The sequence below is a fragment of the Microtetraspora malaysiensis genome (genome assembly GCF_001528665.1).
Classification (GTDB): domain Bacteria; phylum Actinomycetota; class Actinomycetes; order Streptosporangiales; family Streptosporangiaceae; genus Microtetraspora_A; species Microtetraspora_A malaysiensis.
Genome location: NZ_BBYJ01000017.1, coordinates 1 through 23,821, shown reverse-complemented (window position 1 = coordinate 23,821; position 23,821 = coordinate 1). Strand labels below are relative to the sequence as shown.

Below are 23,821 nucleotides of genomic sequence, written 5' to 3'. Positions count from 1 at the left end.
GGCCCTCAATTACCTCCCAGGTGATGGGGACCGGCTCACGGGAGCTCACGGGTCGTGGGCGGCGAGGGCGGTGGCCCCGGTAGCGATCGACGTCTCCGTTGCCGACCAGGGCGCGGACCTTGATGAGGACACGGCCGGAGCCGCGCTTCCGCACGTCATGGGCTATTATTCGGTTGTTGCCTAATAAAGGAACAACGCCGATGAATCTCATCTACGAGGCGCTGGCGCACCCCACGCGCCGGCAGATCATCGCGCTGTTGCGGCGGGGAGACCTCCCCGCCGGAGAGATCGCCACCCTCTTCGACATCGCCAAGCCCACGCTCTCGGGGCACCTGCGGGTGCTGCGGGAAGCCGGCCTGGTGATCGGCGAGCGGCATGGCACCTCGATCGTCTACAGCCTCCAGCTCTCCCTGCTGGAGGAGTCAATGGCCGCGCTCCTCGACCTGTTCAAGATCGATTCGGCCCGATCCCCCGAGCCCGACCCGAACTGAGGAGCGCCCACCGGACACGTCCCCCACCGCGACGAGGAAGGACCCCCCATGTCCAAGAACGCCGTAACCGAGGACCGGATCGACCCCCGCCCCGGTCTCATCGCCACCGCCGCCACTCTGCTCCTGACCGGCGGGATCTCCCTCTGGGGGTGGCAGAACCTCCCCGACGACGTACGGGTCCCCATGCACTGGGGAGCCTCCGGCGAGGTCGACCGCTTCGGCGGGAAGACCGAAAGCCTGATCACGCTCCCCTTGATCGTGCTCGGCCTCGGCCTGTTCCTCGCCATCGTGCCCCGCCTGGTGCCTCGCCGGCGGAACGCCGCCCGCTCGCGGCACGTCTACCTCGCGGCCTGGGTCGGAGTGCTGGTCGTGATGACGGTCGCCCACGCCGCGACCATCATCAACGCGGCGGGCGGAAACCTTCCCGTGGTCAGGATCATCATGGCCCTCGTCGGGGCGCTCTTCCTGGTCCTCGGAAACTACCTGCCCAAGTCGCGCAGCAACTGGATCGCGGGCGTACGCACCCCGTGGACCCTCGACAGCGACCTGGCCTGGAGGCGCGCCAACCGCCTGGGGGGCATCCTCTTCGCCGTGTTGGGTTTGGTGCTCCTGCTCACCGCCTTCGTCCTGCCGGTCCCCGCGCTGGCCGCGATCACCATCGCCGGGACGGCGATCTCGGCGATCGTCCCGGTCGTCTACTCCTGGTGGGTCTGGCGTTCCGACCCCGACCGCTGATCACCGCCACTGGCCTGTCACTCATTTTCGGCAGCCCCAAGCGGAGGGAACGATGCCTGCTCCCGCTTCACCGGCTGACCCCGGTCGCCGAGTCCGGCAGCCATGGTGTGCACGCGCTCCTTCCGGGCGGTCAGAAACCGGGGAGTTCCAGGCTGCCGCCCAGGCCGCGTAGGTGTAGGCCGCCAGCGGCGTGACCTGCCCGGTACGGACGTTCACGCGGTAGGTCCGCTCGCCGAGGACGGGAGTGCCCTTCCCGCCGCTTTTCTCCCAAGAGTCGTCGAGAGCCGGCCCGGAGACGATCACCTCTGTGCGGCTCAGCCAGCCACCCGCCCGCTGGGCCTGGAAATCGCGCGGCACGCCGCGCAGCCGCGTCTTGTGCAGGATCTCGCCCGTGGTGCTGTCGAGAACAATGATCGTGTCGTTGGGCTTGAACTCCTCCAACGCGCCGCTCGCAGCGAGCGCAGGCGGCCCAGCGCGTGATGGGTCTGGCTCTTGACCGTCCCTGTGGAGCAGCCGAGCAGGCCGGCGGTCTCCTCCACGCTGCGATCCTCATAGAAACGGAGTACGACAACGGCCCGCTGGCGCGGAGTCAGGCGGGCGAGCGCACGTTGCAGGGCGACCCGGTGCAAGGTGTCGTCGCCCGGATCGTGGCCCTGTTCCGGCGGGTCCTCCTGCGGGTATTCGGCGGATTTCCGGCGTCTCCGCCACGAGATGTGCTCGTTGATCAGCGCCTTGCGGGTGTATGCCTCAGGGTTACCGCTCCTGGCCAGCTTGGGCCAGTGCCGGGCGACTTTCACCAGCACGTTCTGCAGCAGGTCCTCGGCGAGATGGCTGTCCCCGTTGAGCAGGTAGGCGCTGTACATCAGCGAATGCTGGCGCGCGCCCACGAACTCGCGGAAGCCCTCATAGCGGTCCATGCGTTCTCCTCACGCCAGGTAGAACGCCACCGCCGCCCGTTCCGGTTGGAACCCGGGGAGATCGGTTCCGCGCTGACCTTCCGTGCCCTCCGGTGCAGTTCATGGCGACGCGCACACTGACGTTCGTCGGCGCCCAGGCCACAGCGGTGGTGGCCAGGCGTCCGTGGGCACGCTGATCGCCGTGCCCTTGATCGACCGCTGGGACCGGCGCGCGACCCGGCTCGCCATCCTTCTCAACCGCGAGCACAACTGGACCATGCCAGCGTCACACAACGTGATCGCCAGTTACCGACAATGGCTCAACGCCCTCTTCCGTTTAATTTCGGACAGACTTCCACACCACCTCGCCGCCAGATAAGGCAGCGGAAATCCCGGCTGTCGATTCCCGGCACGGAACTGCCGGCGAAGTCCCCGAGATCTCCCGCAAAAGTCATACGAAACGCTTGATGGCCGGATAGCCTCCCTCAAACTGATAAATCCGGACTTCAGGGGTTACCCGTGGCGTGGTCGTGGGGAGAACTGCCTGTCGGTCGCGTCGTGCGCCTCCAGGGCGCCGGCGTCGAGGCCCTGACCCTGGCGATCGACCCGCTGCCCGACGACGCACCGGCGATCGTCACGTATGTCGCGCGCAAGGCACCGTCCACAGCCAACCTGGTGACCTCGATCCTGGACGAGCTGGAGGCGGCGGCCGTCGGCCTGTTCCCCTCATGGCTGCCGGAGGCGGAGAGCATCGGCGGCCCCGGCGGCGCGGGCGTGCCCACCGTACGGTCCCTCGCCCTGCGGACGGCATCGGCGACCGGGCACTTCGGCCCCTTCCTCGCCGATCTAGCCGAACTCTCCCTCCACCGCGCCGGCGCCCCTCCCACCAGGACAGGCGTCCTCGCGGGAGGCCGGACGAAATTCGCTCCCGAGACGCGGGCCGCCGGGCTCGCCCGAGTGCTCGCCGCGAGTTTCCAACGGGCGCACGCGTCGATCCTCGTGGCCGTTCCGGCGGGCCTCTCCCCCATCGCGGAGGAGATCCTCACCGGGGCCTGCGAATGGCTCGCCCACCGCGGCGGGCTGGGCGTCTGGCTGGCCGGCGCACCGCTGACCACCGTCGACCGCCTGGAGACCAGGTTCGTACGGCTGCCCGCCGAGCTGGCCGCCATCGCCCGCGAGCTGCCCGAGGCGCTCCCCACCCCGGCGTCCCGGACGATCGGCTTCCCTGCCGTCGCCGGGAGACCGCACCCGGGCAGCGCCGCCGAGCAGGCCCTCGAAAGGGCACTGTCCGCCTGCGAATGGGCGATCGGGCGCGCCTGGAACCAGGCGTACCGGCCGCATCCGCTCGTCAACCCCATCCGGCTCGACCTGCTCTGGCGGGACGAGCGATGCGTCGTCGAGATCGACGGCCCGGACCACCTCGATCCGGTCAAATACGCGCTGGACCGGCAGCGGGACGTGCGACTCCAGACGGACGGCTACGCCGTGCTGCGGTTCACCAACGACCAGATCATGACCGATCCGAAAACCGTAACTCAGCAGATTCAGCGGTTCCTCCTCGAACGTCGCCGAGGAGCCCCGAAGGGATAAGACATGTCCGAAAATACGTTGGCATTCCCCGATATCGCGATGCTGCTTGTGCTCATGGCCGAGGCCAGGGAGATTTCCAACCCGGAACTCGAAGAACGCTACGGCGTCACCTTGACCGGAAAGCCGCGCATCAGGCTGAACGACCTCAAACTGGTCGAGAGCTGGAAGCAGGGTCGTTCCTTCGTCCATGTGCTGACCGACAAGGGCTGGGCTCGGGTGGCGGAGGAGGTGCGGGCCGGCATCCCGATGCCCGCGCAGACGGGAGGGAAGCCGGCAGCGGCGGCCGTGCTCGCCTTGTCTGCCGGTCTGCAGCGATACCTCGACCGGACCGGCCGACGGCCCGCCGACCTCTTCGCGCCGCAGAACGACGCGCCTCCCGCGTCCCTTCCGGGCGGCGTCCAGGACGGCGGCGACTCCGCCCCGCCGGAGGCGTCCGCACCCGTCTCTCCGGCCGCCCTCGTCACCCGCATCCGCGCCGCGTACGCCGAGTTGGCCCAGGAACCCGGCGCCTGGGTGAGCCTCACCAAGCTCCGCCCCCTGCTCGCCGATGTGCCGAGAGAAGAGGTCGACACGGCGCTCCGGCGGATGGACCTGATGGACGACGTGGAGATCGTGCCCGAGTCCAACCGGAAGACGCTCACCGAGCAGGACCGGGACGCCGCAGTGATCATCGGCAATCAGGACAAATACTTCCTCGCGATCGGAGCGTGATGACGGACGCGGAGATGAGCGCCCTCGGCGCGCTCAAGTTCAATTACGCGCAGGTGCCGGACGACGTGTGGCGTCCCGCGCCCTTCCACGTGGAGAGCCTGCACCAGCACGCCGCCCCGGTCCTTCTCGACGGCGTGGCCGAGGCCACGAAGAGCCCCGACGCGAGTCCGATCGGCGTGGTCATCCGAGGCCAGCGCGGCACGGGCAAGACGCACCTGCTCGGCTGGCTGCGGGAGAAGGCACAGCGCGACGGCGGCTACTTCTTCCTGGTGAGCCTGCTCGACGCCAAGGGGTTCTGGGAGAGCACCGTGGTGTCGATGCTCGACAGCCTGGCCCGCGAGAGCGACGACGGCGAGAGCCAGCTCACCGTCTTCCTGGAGCGCCTCACCGCGCTGGTCGACCTGCCCTCTCGTATGGCCCGGCGAGCGGTGGCCGGTAAGACGGCGCTGTCGAAGAAGAACCTCGACGCGTTCATCGAGGCGCTGCGCCGCTTCGACCGGCACATCGGCCGGGAGGCGCAGGACACCGCGCGGGCCCTCGCGCTGCTCGCCTCCGACGACCTCAACGCCCAGGACATCGCGGACTCCTTCCTGTCTTCCGCCCCGGAGGAGGAGCCGGGCGAACGGGCGCAGTGGGGCATCCGCCAGGTCCACAAGTCTCCCCAGGAGATCGTCAAGGACCTGTCCCGGCTGCTGGCCCTCACCGGACCGTCCGTCATCGCCGTCGATCAGATCGATCTGCTCATCGCGCCGTCCTTGATAACCACGGCAGGCGACGCCACGGCGCCGAACCGGCACGAGATGGTGACGATCGAGCACATCGCGTCCGGGCTGATGTCCCTGCGCGAGATCACCCGGCGCTGCCTGACCGTCGTCTCATGTCTGCCCACGACGTGGACGATGATCGAGAAGTACGCGACGGACACGGTGCGTGATCGCTTCCGTCCGGCGGTGCCGTTGAAGACCATCAAGGACGCCGAGACGGCTCGCGCCCTCGTCTCCAAGAGGTTCCAGGCGCAGTTCGCGGCGATCGGCTTCGAGCCGCCCTATCCGACCTGGCCGGTGACCCCGGCCGCGTTCGACAGCGCGCCCGGCTTCACTCCCCGTCAGTTGCTGATCGAGGTCGACGACCACGTCCGCTCCTGCCTCCTGAGCGACGAGGTCAGGGAGCTGGAGAACTTCGGCCGCATGCCCACGGCGCGTCCTGGCCCCGGCCCCACGCCGTCCGACGATGTCCTCACCGTCCTGGACGCGCGGTTCGCGGAGTTGAGGAAGGCGGCGGACATCCGTACCGCGCTCGCTCCGGCAACGGAAGACGTGGCGATGCCCGCACTGTTGTCGGCGGGGCTCACCGCGTGGATCGCCGGGCTCGGCGAGGCCGGGCAGGAGTTCACCCAGGACCCGCCGCCGAGTGCGAAGCCTCCGCTGCACGCGCGCCTGCGCCGGATCCTGAACGAGGACACCGAGGACGAGGCGCACTGGGCCTTCCGCGCGATCGCCTCGGAGAACGCCATCGCTGCGCTCAACCGGCTGCGCAACGCGTCCGTAGCGACAGGGCTGGACACCGAGGTTCCCAAGCGGCGCCTGTTCGTCCTGCGCAACACCGGATGGGCCAAGGGGCCGCGCACCCGCCAGGCCCTCGTCGCGTTCGAGCGGGCGGGCGGCAGGATTCTCGGCCTCGACACGGAGGATCTGGTGGCGATGGCCGCGCTCCGGACCCTGATCGACGAGGATCCTCCGGGCCTGCGCGCGTGGCTCGCTTCCCGGAGCCCGGCGGCGGACATCAAGCTCTTCACCGAGGCGCTGGGGGACACCTGGACCGTTCCTGGCGGCGGGATCGCCCCGCCCGCCCCCTCCCCCGTGGCGCCGTCGGCCGCCCTCGCGAGCACAGACGATCGCGAGAACGACCAGAACACGTCCACGCCGCCCACCGCGTCCGGCGTGCCGTACGTCGCGGCCGGCAGGGCGATGAACGGCGGTGCGCCGATCCGGTTGGCGCTGGAGACGCTCAGGAAACACACCGCGATCTTCGCCGGGTCCGGATCGGGGAAGACGGTGCTCATCCGCCGGCTGGTCGAGGAGTGCGCGCTGCAGGGCGTGTCCGCGATCGTGCTCGACCCGAACAACGACCTGGCCCGGCTGGGCGACCGTTGGCCGGAGGCCCCGCCGAGCTGGGACGAGGGGGACGCGGCGCGGGCCGACGACTATCTCGCGCACACCGACGTGGTCGTCTGGACGCCGCGCCGGAAGCTGGGCCGTCCGCTGAGCTTCCAGCCGCTGCCGGACTTCGCGGGCGTCGCCGACGACCCCGACGAGTTCGACGCGGCGCTGGACGTAGCGGTGGCCTCGATCGTGCCTCACGCGAAGTTGGAGGCGAAGACGCACAAGGCCCAGCGCGGCCAGGCCGTGCTCCGGGAGGCGCTCAGGTGCTACGGCAGGCGGGGGCGCACCGGCCTGCCCGGCCTCATCGAGCTGCTGGCCGACCTTCCCGACGGGGTGAGCGGGCTGGACGGCGCGGCGAAGATCGCCGCCGACCTGGCCCAGACGCTCACCGCGGCCAGGGTCAACGACCCGATGTTCGGTGGTGAGGGGACCCCGGTGGACCCGGGGCTGCTGCTCACGCCTCCGGAGGGCAGGCGGGCCCGGATCTCGGTGATCAGCTTCGTCGGGATGCAGGGAGACGAGCAGCGGCAGAGCTTCGTCAACCAGCTCCAAATGGCGCTGTTCGCCTGGATCAAGCGCAACCCGGCGGGCGACCGGCCGCTGGGCGGGCTGTTCGTGATGGACGAGGCGCAGACGTTCGCGCCGTCCACCTCGCTCACTCCCTGTACACGCAGCACTCTGGCGCTCGCCTCCCAGGCCCGGAAGTACGGCCTCGGCCTCATCTTCGCGACCCAGGCTCCGAAGGGGCTGCACAACCAGATCCCCGGGAACGCCGCCACCCAGTTCTTCGGCCTGCTGAACAGCCCGGCCCAGATCGCGGCCGCGAGAGAGATCGCCCAGGCCAAGGGCAGCGGCGTGGAGGAGATCTCGCGGCTCGGCGCGGGGCAGTTCTACGCGGCCTCGGAGGGGACGCCTTTCGTGAAGCTGCGGGTACCGATGTGCCTGAGCCACCATCCAAGGGCCGCGCTCACCGCCGAGGAGGTGATCGAAAGGGCGAGCGGCTCACACCCCCACAAGAACGACGAAGAACAATAATCTTCCTCGATCCGCTGACTATTGTGATCTCCAGCTTTGCGAGGAAGGCGGACAATGACGACGGGTGGGTCCGAGGCGTCGCTGGGCAGCCGATACGTGCTTCTCAACGAGATCGGCGGCGGCGGGATGGGCACCGTCTGGCGGGCCCGGCACCGGGACAGCGGTGAGATCGTGGCGGTCAAGCTGCTGCGCGACGGCCTCGCCGGAGACGAGAACCTGGTCCTGCGGTTCGTGCAGGAGCGCAACGTCATGCGGACGCTGCGCCACCCCAACATCGTCACGGTGCGGGACTTCGTCATCGAGGGCGAGCGGCTCGCCCTCGTGATGGACCTCGTTCAGGGCGGAGACCTCCGCGCCCTGCTGCGCGAGCGCGGCACGCTGCCCCCGGCCGACGCGGCCCGCCTGATGGCCGAGGTCGCCGACGCGCTGGCCGCCGCGCACGCCCAGGGCGTCGTCCACCGGGACATCAAGCCGGGAAACGTCCTGATCGACGCGGCCACCGGGCAGTCGCGGCTGACCGACTTCGGCGTGGCCCGCATCGTCCACGGTCCGGGCCTCACCCAGACCACCTCGGTCATCGGCACGCCCGCCTACCTGGCCCCCGAGGTGGCCGACGGCAGCGTCCCGACACCCGCCGTGGACGTCTACGCCATCGGCCTGATCCTGTACGAGCTGCTCGCCGGGCGCCCGCCGTTCGTCGGCGACCACCCCATGGCCCTGCTCCGCCAGCACGCGACGGCCATGCCGCGGCGACTGGCCGGGATGCCCGATCCTCTCTGGCCGATCATCACCGCGTGCGCCGCCAAGGAGCCGTCCCAGCGGCCGGGCGCGGGCGACGTGGCGGCGGCGCTGCGCCGGGCCGCGCCGTCGCTGGCGGGGCTGCCCGCCCTGCCCCCTGTTCCGAGGGAAGAGGCGCCGTCGGCGACCTCCGAGCCCATTCCTCTGCCGGCATCCCCGTCAGCAGGCACGGGAGGCACAGGTGGCGCGGCCGTCCCGGGCCCGGTCGCGCCGGTCGCCGCCGGGCCGGCGACCCCTGGCGAGGAGACCGCGCTCTCGGCCCCGCGCGGACGCTCCAGTAAGCGGCTGGTCGCCGCCGTGGCGGCCGGCGCGGCGCTGGCGCTCTCCACGGCCGCCGTGGCCGTCGTCGCTCCCTGGCGGGCGTCCGACACGGGAGTCGAGAAGACCCAGGCGCTGCCGGACGCGTCGGCCGGCGGGCTCCAGAAGAACGTGCGCGCCACGGCGGCCGGCTCCCCGACACCGAGGCACCGGACCCGGCCGACTCGGAGCCCCTCGCCGGATCCGGTCGTCTCCCGGCCGCCCGAGCTGCTCAAGCCCAGCCCGACGAAATCGGCGCCCCGGAAAGCTCATACGCCCACCCCCGAGCGATCGGTGGCGGCGGAACCGGACCCGGACGGGAAGACGACGGTCGACGCGGGCGGCCCGGCATCCGAACCCCAGTGGAAATGCCGTGCGTGGCTCTCGACCGGCGCGGGCACCGGCACGGAGATGTCGCCCTGCATAGCCGTGGTGGACGGCGTCTTCCACCTGCTCGGCCGGGTCAGGGGGTCCAGCGCCGTCCGCTCCGACATCCACGTCCAGCTCTACAACACCGACGCCGAGGTCAACCTCTCGCAGCCCTTCATCTGCTCGGGCGTCTCGCCGTCCCAGGACGGCGCGGTCGTGACCTGCGGCCCCTTCACCGCCACCGCCCCGCGCATCAGGGCCACGACCGACGTACGGCAGCGCTGGCGCAAGACGGGGGCACCCGCCTTCGGCGGCGGCGCGGAGAGCCCCTGGTTCTTCTGGTAAACCGCCTGACCTGGCATCAGGCGAAGCGATCGGAACGGGCGCCGACCGGTCCCCGGTACGGTGGATCGCCTCGTTTGATGATCTTCGCATGACAACCTAAGGTTGCCAGGCATGGAGCCATCCGAATTACTCACCCAGGCTCGGACACGGTCGATCGACCCCGCGGACCCGCTGGAGACCCTCTCCGCCGCGATCACCCTGAGCGATGAGCTCAGCCGTGACACCGACGCCCTGCTCGACCTCGCCGTACGCGACGCGCGCTCGGCGGGCGCCTCCTGGACCGCCATCGGAGAGCGGTTCGGGTTCTCGAAGCAGGCCGCCAGGAAGCGCTTCTCCCCGCCTTTCGCCGGTCGCCAGCTGGCGAACCGCCGGAAGAAGCGCGACGCCGCCTGCTCTTTCTGCCGTCAGGCACCCGGTCCCCGCAGCCACATGGTTCACGGCGAGGCGGGCCGGATCTGCGGCACCTGCGTATCACTGGCCAGCGACATCGTGGCCGACCTCGCCAAGCGCCGATAACCCGTAGCGCGGCAGCGAGAACGGGGAACCCGGGTCCGGGACGAAACCGGCCCGGGGTCCTCGTCCCGCGAACCGATCAGGTCACGGTCAGCGGCTCCCGGTAGCGCTCCTCCCGCCACAGCTCCTTGCCGAGCACCTCGGCCAGCACCGTGGCCGCGTCGTACACGTCCACGTAACGCAGGTACAGCGGGGCGAAGCCGAACCGCATGATGTCCGGCTTCCGGTAGTCGCCGACGACGCCCCGCTCGGCGAGCGCGCGCATCACGGGATAGCCGTCGCGGTTCCGATAGCTCACCTGGCTGCCGCGCTCGGCGGGGTCGCGCGGCGTGACGAGGGTCAGGTCGGGGCACAGCTCGTCGACCAGGTCGATGAACAGCGTGGTCAGGGCCACGCTCTTGGCCCTGATCTGCGCCATGTCGACCGTCTGCCAGATGTCGAGCGAGGCGTTCAGCGCGCTGTAGGAGAGCACGGGCGGGCTGCCCGCGGCGAACCGGCGCACCCCGTCGGCGGGCCGGTAGTTCGGCTCGAACGCGAACGGATCCGCGTGCCCGTGCCATCCGGAGACGACGTTGTACGCGGCGTCCTGATGCCGCTCGGCCACGTAGAGGTAGGCGGGCGCGCCCGGGCCGCCGTTGAGGTACTTGTACGTGCAGCCGACCGCGAAGTCCGCGTCGGCGGCGCGCAGGTCCACCGGCACGGCTCCGGCGCTGTGGCAGAGGTCCCAGATCATCAGGGCCCCCGCGGCGTGCACCCGGGCGGTGACGGCGTCCATGTCGCGCAGCGCGCCCGTCCGGTAGTCCACGTGGCTGAGCAGGACCGCGGCCACGTCGTCGCCGAGCGCCTCGTCGAGCGACCCGATGTCCCTGATCTCGTACGAGCCGAGCGCCCGGGCGACGCCCTCGACGACGTACCGGTCGGTGGGGAAGTTCTCCAGGTCGGAGACGATCACGCGGCGGCCGGGGCGGAGCGGCAGCGCGGCGGCCATCACCTTGAAGATGTTCGTCGACGTGGAGTCGCCGGCGAGGACCTCGCCCGGCCCCGCGCCGATCAGCCGCGCCAACCGGTCCCCGGTGGTCTGCGGCAGATCCCACCAACCCGCGGTGTTCCAGCTCGCGCCGAGGTCGCGGCCCCACTCGGTCTCCACGGTGTGCGCCACCTTCGCCGCCGTACGCTTCGGCAGCGCGCCCAGCGAGTTGCCCAGCAGGTACGTGACCCCGCTGGGCAGGGAGAACTCCGCACGCATATCCCGCAGCGGATCCTCGAGGTCGAGGGCGTAACAGTCGGCACGGCTCGCAGTCACGATCACAACTCCTTTAGTTGGTTGCCTTTTCGTGGAATACCGCCAAATGTGCCATCACACACAACGGCGGGCGGCGCCGGCCTCGCCGGGTGGCCGTGATCCCCTCATCGGCCACAGAATGTCCGTCATGTGGCTGGTGTGGCGAATGTGGGGGCATGTCATCCTGGCCGCCGTACTGGCGGTCCCGGCCGCGCTCCTCGCCGCCCGTCTGCTCGCCCGCCGGAGGGCGGCGCGCGGCCACCCCCACCCGGCCCGCACGGCGTACGCCGACGTCGGCATGGTCGTCGGCACACTCCCCTGGCTGTGGATGATCCTCACCCCGGGAAGCGGCACGGAGGGCGTCAATCTCGTCCCGCTGCGCGATCTGGCCGCCGTGCTCCAGGCGCCGGCGGCGACCGTGATCGTACAGGTCGGGGGCAATCTCCTGGTGTTCGCGGCGCTGGGCGCGCTGCTGCCGGTCAGGTCCGTACGGTTCGCCCGGCTCCGGACCGTGGCGCTCGTGGCCGCCGCCGCATCGACCACCGTCGAGGCCCTGCAGTACGGCCTACACCTCCACCGGGTGTCGTCGATCGACGACGTGCTGCTCAACACGGCGGGGGCCGTCCTGGCCGCGATCATGACCTGGCACTGGCACGCGACCTCCCAGGCGAGCCGGACCGTTCCACGTAACGGGTAGCGATTCTCCCTGGAGATCGTCACACAGGCACGATCCACTCAAAATAAGCCCAGGACCAACGTCATTTCCTGTGCGATCGTGGACAAGACGGGGCAAGTTCTCTACAGACGCTAACTCCCCGTTGGTGACAGAGGGTGATCAAACGTGACGGAATCCCCGGTGCATCACGAGCTCCCGATCTATCGGCGCATCGCCGACAGGTTACGCGGCAGGATCCTGTCCGGCGATCTGCACGACGGAGATCGGCTACCGGGCGAGAACGCACTGATGGCCGAGTACGGCGTCGCCCGCGCGACGGCCCGGCAGGCACTCGCCGTGCTCATCAACGAGGGCCTGGCCGTGCCCAAGCGCGGCTCCGGCGTGTACGTCCGGTTGTTCCGCCCGATCCGCAGGCACGGATCGCGGCGGCTCGCGCGTGAGCAGTGGGCGGCGGGCCGCGCCATCTGGGACACCGACGCCCACGGCCGCGCCTACACGGTCGACCAGGTCCAGATCGAGCGGGAAGAGGCGAGCGAGGAGGTCGCCCGCGTACTGGACACCGGTGAGGTGTGGGTACGGCGGCGGCGCTACCTGGTGGACGACCGGCCGGTCCAGCTCGCCGCCTCGCACTTCCCGGCCGACCTGGTCGAGGGGACGGCGATCGTATTGCCCGAAACCGGCCCCGGCGGCGCCTACGCCCGGCTCGGCGACCTCGGCCACTCCCCGGCGCACTTCACCGAGGAGCTGCGCGCCCGGATGCCCCATCCGCGCGAGACGGAGCTGCTCGGCCTGCCCGCCGGCACCCCCATCATCGCGATCATCCGCACCGCCTACACCGCGGAGGGCCGCCCCGTCGAGTACAACGAGATGATCCTCGACGCCGCCTCGTACGTGCTCCAGTACGACTTCGACGCATAGGTCAAGGAGACCGCCGGCGTTAGAAGGACATGACCAAACCGATCATTGATTTCTCTAGAGATGTCGCGCACCTTGAATAGAGAGGTCATGTCGCGTCCGGCGCCCACAGCACCCCAGGACGACGGAAACGGCAGGGCCCGGCCACGAGCGCGGAAGCCTCCGACCCTATCGGGGGCGGAGGCTTCCGCTTCCTTGATCCCCCGTGGGGGCGTCGCCACTGGTGCCATCCCAACGGCGCCTCCACGGGTACCAGACGCGCCACCTCCGGGCAGCCGCCCGGCGGCTACCGGCGCCGACCGTGCTGGCCGCGCTGACCGTTCTGCTCGTGCTCCTCGTGCTCCTCGTGCTCCTCGTGCTGACCGTTCTGGCCGTGCTGCTCGTGCTGGCCGTGCTGCTCGTGCTGCTCGTTCTGCATCCGGACCACGGCGACGTCCGTCGTCACGTCGCCGTCCTGGGCGGGCTGCTGCGGGGCGCCCTCCACCGGCACGCCCTCCACGATGACCCGGATGTCCTCGTCGTCCTCGGCGGCGCCGTCGGCGGGCCCGAGTTCGAGCGGCTGCGGGACGGCGTGCGCCTGCGGCGGCAGCACGGCGGCCTCGTCGATCAGGGAGCCGGCCGCGCTCTCCCGGTGGAGCAGGTCGCCCAGGACCGACCCGATCTCACCCAGACGGCGCATGACCTCGGCGTGCGTGTCGGTCAGATAGGCCACGCGGCGGCCGGTGTTCTCGTCGAGCGAGGCGGCCCGCTGCTGAGCGCCGGTGAGGGTCGAGTGCGCCTCGGCGCGGGCGTCGCCGACCAGCTTCTCCACCTCCAGGCGCGCGACCGTGAGCTGCCGGTCGGCCTCGCCGCGCGCCCCGCGCAGCGCGTCCTCGGCCTCGGCCCGCGCCGTGTTGAGGGTCTCCTCCGCGTCGGAGCCCGCCTGGGCGAGCAGGCGCTCGGCGACGCCGGTGGCCTCGGTGACCCGGCGCTCGGCCTCCTCCTGGGCGGCGGCCCTGATCGCGTCGGCCTGCTCCCGCGCGGCCGTGACCATCCGCTCAGCCTCGGTCGCGGCGTGCTCGCGCAGTTGCATGGCCTCCGACTGGGACGCCTCCTTGTTGGCCGCCGCCTCCTCCTGCGCCAGCTTCAGTATCTGGCTCAGCCGCTCGCCCAGCTCCTCAGGGTTCTGCGGGGCGCCCGCCAGCCTGCGGCGCGCCTCGACCAGCTCGGACCGGCCCTGCTCGGCCTGGTCGATGGTCCGCGCGAGCCGCTCCTCCAGGTCCCTGATCTGGTTCCGGGTCCTGATCATGTAGTCATGGACCTGCCTGCGGCTGTATCCACGCATGACGACCTCGAAGGAGTCGTCACTCAGGAGGTCGGGGAAGTTCTCGTTCTGATTCGTCATGACAAGCCCTGGGGTTGGAAATTGAGGCGGTAACGCACGTCAGGACATGACTTTCCTGCTATCCGCCCTGCCTCGCAACCCGAACGCCCGACCTCGCGCCCTTGGACGCCCCGCCGCGCCCGCGCCGTACGCCCGGGAACCCTCCGAGAACGCGCCCGTGGGATCATGACTCCATGCCGTACATCGCCGCTCTGAACGACGACGCCACCCCCGACCTGCACCCGGAGTCCTGGGTCGCGCCCGGCGCCGTGATCGTCGGCCGGGTCCGGCTCGGCCGCGCGTCGAGCGTCTGGTACGGCTCGGTCCTGCGCGGCGACGACGAGCGGATCGAGGTCGGCGCCGAGTGCAACATCCAGGATCTTTGCTGCCTGCACGCCGACCCCGGGCAGCCCGCGATCCTGGAGGACCGGGTGAGCCTCGGGCACAAGGCGATGGTGCACGGCGCCCACGTCGAGACGGGCGCGCTGATCGGCATCGGCGCGATCGTCCTCGGCGGCGCGCGCGTCGGCGCGGGCACGCTGGTCGCCGCGGGCGCGGTGGTCACGCCGGGGGCGCGGATCCCGGCCGGAGTGCTGGTCGCGGGTGTGCCCGCCAAGGTCGTCCGCGAGCTGACCGACGGCGACCGCGCCTCGTTCGCCCACACGCCGGACAGCTACATGGCCAAGGCCCGCCGCCACGCCGCGGCGACCCGGCTCACGACGGAGTGACGGCGGGCGTCCGGCACGGATGCCCGCCGATCCGCGGTCACTTCGGGAGGGCCGCGAACGCCGCCGCGACGACCTGGGTGAACGTGTGCACGACCGTCGCAGTTTGCCCGCCCTCCACGGTTCCGGTGAACGAGCCGACCAGCGGCCGGTGGTCCGAGAGCTCGGGGTTCGTCTGGATCACCTCGGCCCCGGCGTTCCGATAGTCCGACTGGCTGGCGAAGATGTAGTCGATCTTCCGGCCGCCGCGGGTGGTCGGGCTGCCGCCGCGGCTCGGCTTTCCGGCCGGTCCCGCGTCCACCTCTGTGAAGGTCCCCGTGCCGAGGCCCGTCCCGTACACCGCGCCCATCTCGGGGTGCTCGGGCTTGCGGTTGAAGTCGCCCCCGAGGATGACCGGCACGTCCCCCGCCCACCGGCCGATCTCCCCGGTGACCTGCTGCGGGGACTCCAGAGGCGAGATGTGGGTCACGCAGCCGACGCCGTACTCCATGCCGATGACGGAACGCGCGCACAGCACGCCGCGCCTGTGAATGGGGGAAGACGGGTCGGCGTCCGGGTTGTCGACGACCAGCCGCCGGCGGAACGGGGCGCCCACGACGCCGTTCTTGAACGCCAGGGCGATGCCGGCGGATCTGCCGTTCGGCGCCGTCGTCTGGTCGGTCAGGTCACTCCAGATCTCGCGGCAGTTGGCCGACCTGCCGAGGCCGTACCAGACGAAGTCGTAGTCGGGGAGCTCCCGCTGCAGCAGATCGACCTGGGCGTAACACATCTCGGTGAAGGACGCGACGTCCACGTCCTTGCTCCTGATCAGCGCGGAGACCTGGGGCGCCCAGAGCCGCCGCCGCTCGGGGGTCAGATCCTGGCCGCAGGTGTTCCGCTTGTTGTTGCCCCCGCACACGTTGTAGGTGAGCACGTTCACCCGGTACGCCGGCGATCCGTCGGCCGCTCCCGCTCCGGCGGCCCCGACGAGCGGCGAGGTGATCAGCACACCGGAGATCAGAAGCCTTGCCATGTCGCGCCGACGCGTACCGATCATAGCTCACTCTCCATAATCAATAGACTACTGAGCGTAGCAAACGTGATCATACTAGCGAGATGGGGATAGATCGCGGCAAAAGGGACGTCTTACCCCACCCACGCACCGGTGGTGAAATTCCCCACATTGATGGCCATGACGGGCACGGCCACCGCCAGGTACGCCATGAACACCCAGGGACGGCGCGAGCCCACGATGCCGATGGAGAGATAGAGCGGCCACCACAGCAGCGAGGCCCGCCCCACGGACATGTAGAACGACGACATCGCCAGCAGCGCCACCGCCTGCGGCGCGAGATAGGCGACGTCCGCCCATCGGAAGCGCACCAGCCGCCAGACGATGAGCGCCACGAGCACCGCCGCCGCCAGCATCTCCTCCTGGTACGACGTGCGCAGCACCACCTCGTCGATGGACCGGTTCCAGGTGTTGAGGAACACCAGCCAAGGCTTCTCGGGGAACCGCCCCCAGTACTGCGCCTCGGCCGCCTTCCACGCCATCAGATCGCCCGTGCGGTTCCAGAGATAGACCATGTACGCGAGGACCGGCACGCCGGGCAGCGCCAGCCAGGGCAGCTTGCGCCACTGCCTGCCGTTCTCGGCGACCAGGAACATCACGGCCAGGCCGAACGCGAGGAACAACCCGGACACCCGGATCGAGGACGCCAGCGCGGCGCAGACAGAGGCGGCCGCCCAGCGCCCCCGGCGGGCGAGCAGCCACGCGGGGATCGCCAGCGCGAGGAACGGCGCCTCGGAGTACCCCGCGAGCAGGAACACCGCGAACGGGCTGAGGAAGAACGCCAGCACCGTCCAGGTGCCCGTGCCCTGCCGGTAGGAGTCGCTCAGCCGGGACAGCGCCACCGCGACCACCGCGCTCGCCACGAGGGACACCAGGACGATGGCCAGGCTCCAGTTGGGGATCAGCCAGTGCAGGTCCCGCAGCAGCAGCGGCAGCCCGGGGAAGAACGCCACCAGTTTCGGCGCGTCCGACATGTCCGGCGGGCCGTCGTAGCCGTACTGCGCGATCGCGATGAAGTTGTCCGCGTCCCACGGCGTGAGCCGGTCGAGCAGGGGCGCCTCGGTGCGGCCGGGCGCCGCCAGCACCATGTAGATGTACGTCGCGACGTGCCAGAAGAACCAGATCAGCAGGGCGGTCCGGTCGGCCGGCCGGCCGAGGAGCCGCCGCAGCCGGCCGAGCCGTTCGTCACTTCGCGCCACACCGGGGTCCGATGCGGGTTCCACTCCGGCCTCCGCCCGCTGAGTCTCCGTCACGCTGACCAATGGAAGTACGTGACACCCCCCTGTGCAAAGAGAAAGTCGAGGAGAAAACCCGGCACCCCGCCCGGGCCTCGCCATCCTCCCAGGTCATCGGCGTACCCCGGGTGAATGTTTCAGGCCGCCCTGTCGGCGGCGCGATCTACCATTGCCGGGTGCACTGGGACGGCTTCACGGCGATCGAGCGGGACGTCCGCGCCATGGTCGCCGATCCGCGCTGGGCGACGCTGCCCGATCCCGCACGCGCGCAGGCGATCGCCGCGCGGGTCCTGATGGCCCCCGACGGCTCGTGCTGGCTGTTCGGCACGCACGCGCGCTGGTACCGGCTGGACCGGGTGGACGGCCGCTGGCACCTCTCGGCGCCCCCGGCACTGCCCCACGTCCGCTCCGCCGCCCGACCCGCGCCGGCCGCGGCGATCCCGCCGCTCCTCGTGCCCGCCGGGCCCGACTTCGCGATCGAGAGCGGCTCCACACAGGGGTTCGTCGGGCCGGACGTGCCCCAGGACGTCACCGAGCGGATCAGGGAACTGATGGTCGCGCGCCGCCGGCTGGGCCGCGACGACTTCCCACTGCCGGCGGGTCCGTTCCACGACGTCTTCGCCGCGGACGTCGCCGGCACCGTCGCGGCCGTGTGGGCGACGATCATGTGGTGCGCCTACGCCCCGGCCTTCGACGGCAACGAGGTGCTGCTGTCGATGTTCGGCGAGTTCCTGGCCCGGCCGCTGCCCGGGGACGAGTGGGTGCGCTGGCTCCCGCCGGTTCCCCTCGACGCGCTCGTGTCGCTGTACGCCGAGCGGATGCTCGCCCGGCCGGGAGAGGCGGGGGCGCGGCTCGCCGGGCAGATGGCCGGGCTGGTCGTCGAGACCGCCTCGGCGCTCCGGGCCGACGCGCGGTTCCGCCCCAGGGCCGACGCCCTCCTCGCGATGGCCGGCCCGGCCGCCGCCCACCCCTGGCTGGACGGCCCCGCGGCCCAGGCCGGCGCCGTACGGCAGGCCTGGCTGGCCCGTCGCCCGCCGCACCTCGCCGTGGCGACCCTGTCCGAGACGTCCCCCGGCGAGCATTTCCGGCACCGGCTGTACGACCTGGTCGATGCGCTGGGGCACGCGACCGCCTCAGGAGCCGACCCGCGCGCGGTCGCCGCCTCACTGCTCGCCGCCGACGTCACGGCGGTGACGCGGGGCGTCACGGCCGGCGTGGTACCGCTGCTCTATCCCTGGATGGACGACGAGATGCGCCGGTCGTTCTATGTGGCGCTCACCGACCGGGCGCATCCGCTGCGCGGCTGCTGGCCCTCCTCGGGCACGCTTCCCGCCACCCTGGTGCCGTCCGGCCGCGACACGGCCGCCGCCCTGCTCGGAGCCGCGTACGCCACCGGCCTGGCCTGGTGCGCGCTCACCGGCACGGCGCCGCCGCCGCGCGGGTTCCCGGTCGCGTCGGCGCTCGTCGCGCATCTCATGCACCAGCGGGACGACACCGTTCCCGGCCTCACAGTGACCAGGGAATTCCACGACCGGTCAGAGTCCGGGTGGCTTTTTCACAGCTGACGCATTGTTCACGAGAAACCCATCAAGCGCGATAACCTCTGCTTTTACCAAAGCATCGGGACCCCCTCCCGAAATTAACCGAATTGTGATCTCAGAATCCGGGAAATGGTTACCGGGAGGGGGCGGACCAGCCCTCAGGAATGGTCCCGATGGGCCATGTCGGGGAAAGACCGCCGGACGTAACCTCGTGATGGGTGTGGGCTGCAGAAGGAAGGACGACGCGGTGGGGCACGACGACCTGGACTCTCGGGTTCACGACCGTGTCGCGTTGGACGAGATCGCGCTCTACGCAGAGGTGCTGGAGGCCGTTAACTTCAGCGATGAGCGACTGACCGTGGAAGAACTCGACAACGCACTCGGTTTGGGGACTTCGGCGAGCCGCTGAAGGCGAATAGGCGAGAAACCCGACAACCGATCATCCCGGACTCCGGCGACGGAGTCCGGGATCGTTTTCCCGGACTAGTCAACCAGTTCCCGCCGAAAACCCCGCCACCACTCAGGCGATGCTCAGGAGCGTACGAGCCGGGCGATGGCCGCCGACGCTTCCTTGATCTTCTCGTCCGCCCCGGGGCCACCCTCGTTCACCGCGTGGGCGACGCAGTGCGCGATGTGGTCCTCCAGCAGTCCGAGGGCCACCGCCTGCAGCGCACGGGTGGCCGCGGACACCTGGGTGAGGATGTCGATGCAGTACGCGTCCTCGTCGACCATCCGATGGAGGCCCCGGATCTGTCCCTCGATCCGGCGCAGCCTTGTGAGATACGCCTGCTTGTCACCGCTGTACCCGTGCATGACCTCACGCTACCCGTTTTGAGGATGAACGCCAGTCACTCACGGGACCGCAGGCCGTACATCAGCTCCTGCCAGCGGGCCGCGACGGCGCCCGCGGCGTGCGCCTCGGCGGTCCGCAGGGCCCCGGCGGCGAGCGCCAGCCGGCGGCGGTCGTCGTCCACCAGGCCGAGCAGCGCGGTGGCGTACGCCTCGACCTCGTCGTCGCCCTCGGGCACCAGCACGCTGTCGTGACCGGGCCGGACGAACTCCGCCGGCCCGCGCGATCCCTCGAACCCCACCACCGGAACACCGCAGCTCAGCGCCTCGACCACGCTCATGCCGGGCGCCTCCTGCCGGGACGGCACCGCCACGATGGACGCCTTGGCGAACTCGCCGGGCAGGTCGGACGTCGCGCCCATGAAGTAGACGTGGTTGTGGAGGTCCAGCTCGCTGACGAGGCCGCGCAGCCGCTTCTCCTCCGGGCCGGTGCCGTACAGGCGCAGCCGCCAGTCGGGCCGCTTGTCCGCGACGATCGCGAACGCGCGGATCAGCCGGTTGTACGACTTGACGGGCACCAGCCGGCCGCCGGCGCTGACGATGCGGTTGTCCATGCGGGAGCGGGGCCACGGCCCGGCGGGCAGCGCGTCCGGGATGGTGTGCACCGAGAGGTCGTCGTCGAGGAGGCGGGCCCACTCGTCCCGCGCGCTCGCCGTGCTGGTCACCACCGCGTCCAGCCGGGGATAGAGCCGGCGGACCGGCTCGGGCACCGCGGGGCGCGACCACTCGCGGGCGATGCGCACCACCTCGCGCGGCGCGTGCCGGGCGGCCTGGACGCCGAGGCCCGGCCGGGTCGTGACGAGCACGTCCGCGCGCAGCCCGCGCAGGGCGCGCCAGAGCGCGACCTCGGTGCGCACCTGGCCGGGGGGCAGCAGGTGGCGCACGCCGGGGCGCGCGTCGACCAGCCAGCGCAGGGAGACCCGCGGATCGACCGGGAAGAACGGTGTCTCCCTGGTCCGCTTGACGCTCACGATCTCCACCTCGTGCCGCGCCGCCAGCCCCGCCGCGAGGTTCAGGGTGGCGCGCACGTCTCCGCGCATCGCGTACGCGGAGGGGACGAGGAAGGAGATCTTCACGCTCCCACCTCCAGCCGTAGCTCGTCGTCGGAGGTGAAGGTGGGGGTGACCGGGACGCCGTCCACGAGCACGCGGGGGAAGTGGACCCGGCGGCGCTTGCCCTCGACGTCGTCGATCCTGGCCCCCAGCGGGAGCGGTCCATCGACGCCGTCCACCTCCAGGGACGGCCGCCAGACGCCCTCCTGCTGGGGCGCGGCGGCGAGCACGTCGCACAGCGAGAGCGCCGCGTGGAACCGCACGCCCTGCACGGTGGCGGCGACGGTCACGCTCGCGTCCCGCTCGCCCTGGCCGCCCTGGCCGCCGCGGCGCATCGCCAGCCGCGCGTCGCGGTGCCGGTCGTCGTCGTCCAGCCCGGTGTACGCGAGCAGGCCGGTGACCTCGAAGCGCCCCTCGCGGAACCACACCGCCCGGACGTCCGCCACCGGAGCGGCCCGGTCGATCTTGACGGCCAGAAAGCCGTTGCGGGTGCGATACGCCCGGTATGCCAGCGTGCGCCGTCCCAGCGCGTACGCGTCGAGGCTGTCGAGGGAGAATCCGGGATCGACGCTGCGCATCCGCGTCCGGACGCCGTCGCGCTGCAGGTAGGCGTCCCAACGGCCGGGCGTGAGCGAAAGCGGCGCCAGCGGGACCGCGAGCCCGGCCGTCTCCGCCGGGGCCTCGGCCTCCTCGCGTCCGCCAAGGGAGATCAGGCGCTCGGTTCCCGTGCCGCGGTGCCGCAGGACCAGCCGGTCTCCGCCTGTCAGCGGCTCCTCAAGCGTCATCCGCACGGAAAGCACGTCGGCAAGGGTGACTTCGGCATTCGTAACGATCACGCTCACCGCGCAGCCCCCTCCCCGTTGATTGAGCCACCGTTGAGGTTACCGTGATTTTCCCGTTATGTGGATATACCGAGAAAGGGATTTGGGATCAACCCTGCGTTTCCCGTCACTTCTTGTCACTTGACGGACAAATTCCACAAATTGTAGATAAGATTGACAAGCGACGGGCCGCCCTCCCCGTTCCTCCCCGGGAAGTGCGGCCCGTACGGCTCACGCCCTCCGTCAGCCGGCGACCGGCTCGCCCTTGACGGACTTGATCAGAAGCTGGGCCACATCGACGACTTCCAGCGTCTCCTTGGCCTCGCCGCTGTTCTTCTTCTCGTTGATCGCGTCACCCAGCATCACCAGGCAGAACGGGCACGCGGTGGAGACGGTGTCGGGATCGGTGGTCAGCGCCTCGTCCACCCGCTCGGTGTTGATCCGCTTGCCGAGCCGCTCCTCCATCCACATGCGGGCACCACCGGCGCCGCAGCAGAAACCACGGTCCTTACACCGGTGCATCTCCTGCGCCTGGACACCCGGCACCTTCGCCATGATGTCGCGGGGCTGCGCGTACACCTTGTTGTGGCGGCCCAGGAAGCACGGGTCGTGGTAGGTGATCTTCTCCTCGATCGGCGTGATCGGGGTGAGCCTGCCCTCCTCGACCAGGTGCGCCAGAAGCTGCGTGTGGTGCACGACCTCGTAGGTGCCGCCGAGCTGCGGGTACTCGTTGGCGAGCGTGTTGAAGCAGTGCGGGCAGGTCGCCACGATCTTCTTGACGCCGGCCTCGTTCAGCGTCTCGATGTTCTGCTGGGCCAGCATGTTGAAGAGGAACTCCATGCCCAGGCGGCGGGCCGGGTCACCCGTGCACGCCTCCATCGGGCCGAGCACGCCGAACTTCACACCCGCGATGTGCAGCAGCTCGGCGACCGCCTTGGTGGTCTTCTTCGCCCGGTCCTCAAGCGCGCCCGCGCAGCCGACCCAGAACAGGTACTCGACGCCCTCGGGCATCGTCGAGTCGATGATCGGGACCTCGAAGTCGAGCTCCTCGATCCACTCGGCCCGCTTCATCTCCGGCATGCCCCACGGGTTGCCCTTGTTCTCGAGGTTCTTGAGCATGACGCCCGCCTCGGACGGGAACGAGGACTCGATCATGACCTGGTAGCGGCGCATGTCCAGGATGTGGTCGATGTGCTCGATGTCCACCGGGCACTGCTCGACGCAGGCGCCGCAGTTGGTGCACGACCACAGCACGTCCGGGTGGATGACGCCGTCCTCGCCCACGAGGGGCTTGTCCAGCAGCGCGAGCACGTCCTCGGGGTAGGAGTCCCTCTTGTCCTCACCCGCCAGCAGGTACGGGGCCACCTTGAAGGCGTGGTCGCGCTGGTCGATGATCAGCATCTTGGGCGACAGCGGCTTGTCGGTGTTCCACGCGGGGCACTGCGACTGGCAGCGGCCGCATTCGGTGCAGGTGTAGAAGTCCAGGAAGCCCTTCCAGGTGGTGTCCTGGATCTTGCCCCGGCCGAACACGTCGACCTCGGGGTCGGCCTCCTCGAAGTCGAGCACCTTGCCGCCGCTGCGCATCTCCTGCGCGGCGCCCAGGCCGTCCGGGCGGCGGGAGAAGAGCACGTTCAGCGGCGCGGTGAAGATGTGCAGGTGCTTGGAGTTCACCACGATGATCAGGAACACCAGCATGACGCCGATGTGCAGCAGGAGGCCGATCTCCTCCAGCAGCTCGCTGGTGGGCAGGATCTTGGCGGTCAGCTCCGAGGCGAACGCGCCGGAGGCGTACGGGAAGTTCCCGGTGTTCACGGCCGCGCCGCGGAACAGGAACATCGTCCAGATCACGTTGAAGATCATGAAGAGGACGAGCCAGGCGCCGCCCAGGTGTGAGCCGGAGAACCGGGAATCCCGCCCGAGTTTCTTGGGCGAGTTCTTGAGCCGGATCACGGCGAAGGCGATCAGTCCGATGAGCGCGGCGACCGCGATGAAGTCCTGGAGGAAGCCGAGCACCGGCCATGTCCCGATCAGCGGGATGTGGAAATCGGGTGTGCCGGTGATCATCCCCTGGATGAGTGCGCCGTAGGCCTCAAGATAGACCGTCGCGAGGATGAAGAACGCCCACATCACGAAGAAGTGCGCGGTGCCCGACGGCGTCCACTTCAGGAGCTTCTTCTGCCCGAAGACCTCGACCAGCTGGGTCTTGATCTCCGCGCCGGCGTTCTCCTTGGCGTACGTGATCCGTTCCGGCGCGGGCTGGCCGCTGGTGGCGAGCCTGTAGAGGAACGCCACGCGGCGGCCCGCCAGGGCGAGCGCGACGCCCGTAGCGACGAGCCCGATGATCGCAACCCAGAGCACGGGTCCTCCCT

Annotated in this window: 22 protein-coding genes; 13 read left to right on the top strand and 9 right to left on the bottom strand. The window is 70.4% G+C overall.

The features are described 5' to 3' along the window. The first annotated feature begins 200 nt into the window (after nt 1-200). Complete coding sequence (locus tag AWQ71_RS21680; protein ID WP_067136037.1) at nt 201-491, top strand: metalloregulator ArsR/SmtB family transcription factor; 291 nt, start codon at nt 201-203, stop codon at nt 489-491. Between the two features lie 48 nt (nt 492-539). Next, a complete protein-coding gene (locus tag AWQ71_RS21675) occupies nt 540-1,226 on the top strand; it encodes an SdpI family protein (RefSeq protein WP_084259135.1) in 687 nt (228 codons plus the stop codon). A 314-nt stretch (nt 1,227-1,540) separates the two neighbouring features. Here the strand turns inward: AWQ71_RS21675 and AWQ71_RS21670 are convergent, their stop codons facing one another. After that, nucleotides 1,541-2,143 carry a SigE family RNA polymerase sigma factor gene (locus tag AWQ71_RS21670; protein WP_084259134.1) on the bottom strand — a complete coding sequence of 201 codons (603 nt, stop codon included), beginning with the start codon at nt 2,141-2,143 and terminating at the stop codon, nt 1,541-1,543. 163 nt (nt 2,144-2,306) lie between these two features. Here AWQ71_RS21670 and AWQ71_RS41800 point away from each other — a divergent pair, with 163 nt between their 5' ends. The 6 genes from AWQ71_RS41800 (at nt 2,307) to AWQ71_RS21645 (ending at nt 9,945) form a co-directional block, all read left to right on the top strand. Continuing rightward, nucleotides 2,307-2,501, top strand: a complete 195-nt coding sequence (locus tag AWQ71_RS41800) for a hypothetical protein (protein WP_157570477.1) — start codon at nt 2,307-2,309, stop codon at nt 2,499-2,501. Between the two features lie 140 nt (nt 2,502-2,641). After that, nucleotides 2,642-3,712 carry an endonuclease domain-containing protein gene (locus tag AWQ71_RS21665; protein WP_084259133.1) on the top strand — a complete coding sequence of 357 codons (1,071 nt, stop codon included), beginning with the start codon at nt 2,642-2,644 and terminating at the stop codon, nt 3,710-3,712. Between the two features lie 39 nt (nt 3,713-3,751). Next, nucleotides 3,752-4,423, top strand: coding sequence for a hypothetical protein (locus AWQ71_RS21660; RefSeq protein WP_245658403.1), 672 nt, complete (start codon nt 3,752-3,754; stop codon nt 4,421-4,423). Further along, the gene (locus AWQ71_RS21655) at nt 4,423-7,620 is read left to right on the top strand and encodes an ATP-binding protein (RefSeq protein WP_067136032.1); all 3,198 of its coding nucleotides are present in this window, start codon (nt 4,423-4,425) and stop codon (nt 7,618-7,620) included. The genes AWQ71_RS21660 and AWQ71_RS21655 overlap by 1 nt, the downstream gene beginning before the upstream one ends. Nucleotides 7,621-7,674: 54 nt before the next feature. Next, on the top strand, nt 7,675-9,429 hold the full coding sequence (locus tag AWQ71_RS21650; RefSeq protein WP_067136030.1) for a serine/threonine-protein kinase: 1,755 nt from the start codon (nt 7,675-7,677) through the stop codon (nt 9,427-9,429). Between the two features lie 111 nt (nt 9,430-9,540). Further along, nucleotides 9,541-9,945 carry a ClpX C4-type zinc finger protein gene (locus AWQ71_RS21645; protein WP_067136028.1) on the top strand — a complete coding sequence of 135 codons (405 nt, stop codon included), beginning with the start codon at nt 9,541-9,543 and terminating at the stop codon, nt 9,943-9,945. 76 nt (nt 9,946-10,021) lie between these two features. Here the strand turns inward: AWQ71_RS21645 and kynU are convergent, their stop codons facing one another. Continuing rightward, a complete protein-coding gene (gene kynU / locus AWQ71_RS21640) occupies nt 10,022-11,248 on the bottom strand; it encodes a kynureninase (protein WP_174550754.1) in 1,227 nt (408 codons plus the stop codon). A gap of 124 nt (nt 11,249-11,372) precedes the next feature. Between kynU and AWQ71_RS21635 the strand changes: the two genes are divergently transcribed. Then, on the top strand, nt 11,373-11,921 hold the full coding sequence (locus AWQ71_RS21635) for a VanZ family protein (protein WP_067136776.1): 549 nt from the start codon (nt 11,373-11,375) through the stop codon (nt 11,919-11,921). Between the two features lie 144 nt (nt 11,922-12,065). Then, on the top strand, nt 12,066-12,818 hold the full coding sequence (locus tag AWQ71_RS21630; RefSeq protein WP_067136024.1) for a GntR family transcriptional regulator: 753 nt from the start codon (nt 12,066-12,068) through the stop codon (nt 12,816-12,818). Nucleotides 12,819-13,101: 283 nt separating this feature from the next. On the opposite strand, the gene AWQ71_RS41795 is transcribed toward AWQ71_RS21630, so the two are convergent. Next, a complete protein-coding gene (locus AWQ71_RS41795; RefSeq protein WP_067136022.1) occupies nt 13,102-14,199 on the bottom strand; it encodes a hypothetical protein in 1,098 nt (365 codons plus the stop codon). 173 nt (nt 14,200-14,372) lie between these two features. Between AWQ71_RS41795 and AWQ71_RS21620 the strand changes: the two genes are divergently transcribed. Then, the gene (locus tag AWQ71_RS21620; protein WP_067136020.1) at nt 14,373-14,906 is read left to right on the top strand and encodes a gamma carbonic anhydrase family protein; all 534 of its coding nucleotides are present in this window, start codon (nt 14,373-14,375) and stop codon (nt 14,904-14,906) included. Nucleotides 14,907-14,943: 37 nt separating this feature from the next. Here the strand turns inward: AWQ71_RS21620 and AWQ71_RS21615 are convergent, their stop codons facing one another. Together AWQ71_RS21615 and AWQ71_RS21610 are read right to left on the bottom strand one after the other, a co-directional pair. Continuing rightward, nucleotides 14,944-15,915, bottom strand: a complete 972-nt coding sequence (locus AWQ71_RS21615; RefSeq protein WP_169806601.1) for an endonuclease/exonuclease/phosphatase family protein — start codon at nt 15,913-15,915, stop codon at nt 14,944-14,946. Between the two features lie 113 nt (nt 15,916-16,028). Beyond that, nucleotides 16,029-17,207, bottom strand: coding sequence for a mannosyltransferase family protein (locus tag AWQ71_RS21610; RefSeq protein ID WP_169806600.1), 1,179 nt, complete (start codon nt 17,205-17,207; stop codon nt 16,029-16,031). Nucleotides 17,208-17,365: 158 nt separating this feature from the next. Between AWQ71_RS21610 and AWQ71_RS21605 the strand changes: the two genes are divergently transcribed. Together AWQ71_RS21605 and AWQ71_RS42710 are read left to right on the top strand one after the other, a co-directional pair. Then, complete coding sequence (locus tag AWQ71_RS21605) at nt 17,366-18,754, top strand: hypothetical protein (protein WP_084259130.1); 1,389 nt, start codon at nt 17,366-17,368, stop codon at nt 18,752-18,754. Between the two features lie 223 nt (nt 18,755-18,977). Beyond that, the gene (locus tag AWQ71_RS42710; protein ID WP_169806599.1) at nt 18,978-19,139 is read left to right on the top strand and encodes a hypothetical protein; all 162 of its coding nucleotides are present in this window, start codon (nt 18,978-18,980) and stop codon (nt 19,137-19,139) included. A gap of 122 nt (nt 19,140-19,261) precedes the next feature. On the opposite strand, the gene AWQ71_RS21600 is transcribed toward AWQ71_RS42710, so the two are convergent. The 4 genes from AWQ71_RS21600 to AWQ71_RS21585 all read right to left on the bottom strand — a co-directional run bounded on the left by AWQ71_RS21600 (nt 19,262) and on the right by AWQ71_RS21585 (nt 23,810). After that, entirely contained in the window at nt 19,262-19,543 is a 282-nt protein-coding gene (locus AWQ71_RS21600; RefSeq protein WP_067136016.1) for a metal-sensitive transcriptional regulator, read from the bottom strand. 35 nt (nt 19,544-19,578) lie between these two features. Further along, on the bottom strand, nt 19,579-20,655 hold the full coding sequence (locus AWQ71_RS21595) for a glycosyltransferase (RefSeq protein WP_067136014.1): 1,077 nt from the start codon (nt 20,653-20,655) through the stop codon (nt 19,579-19,581). Further along, on the bottom strand, nt 20,652-21,473 hold the full coding sequence (locus AWQ71_RS21590) for a hypothetical protein (RefSeq protein WP_067136012.1): 822 nt from the start codon (nt 21,471-21,473) through the stop codon (nt 20,652-20,654). The genes AWQ71_RS21595 and AWQ71_RS21590 overlap by 4 nt, the downstream gene beginning before the upstream one ends. 222 nt (nt 21,474-21,695) lie before the next feature. Then, nucleotides 21,696-23,810, bottom strand: coding sequence for a (Fe-S)-binding protein (locus AWQ71_RS21585; RefSeq protein WP_067136010.1), 2,115 nt, complete (start codon nt 23,808-23,810; stop codon nt 21,696-21,698). Nucleotides 23,811-23,821 lie beyond the last annotated feature (11 nt).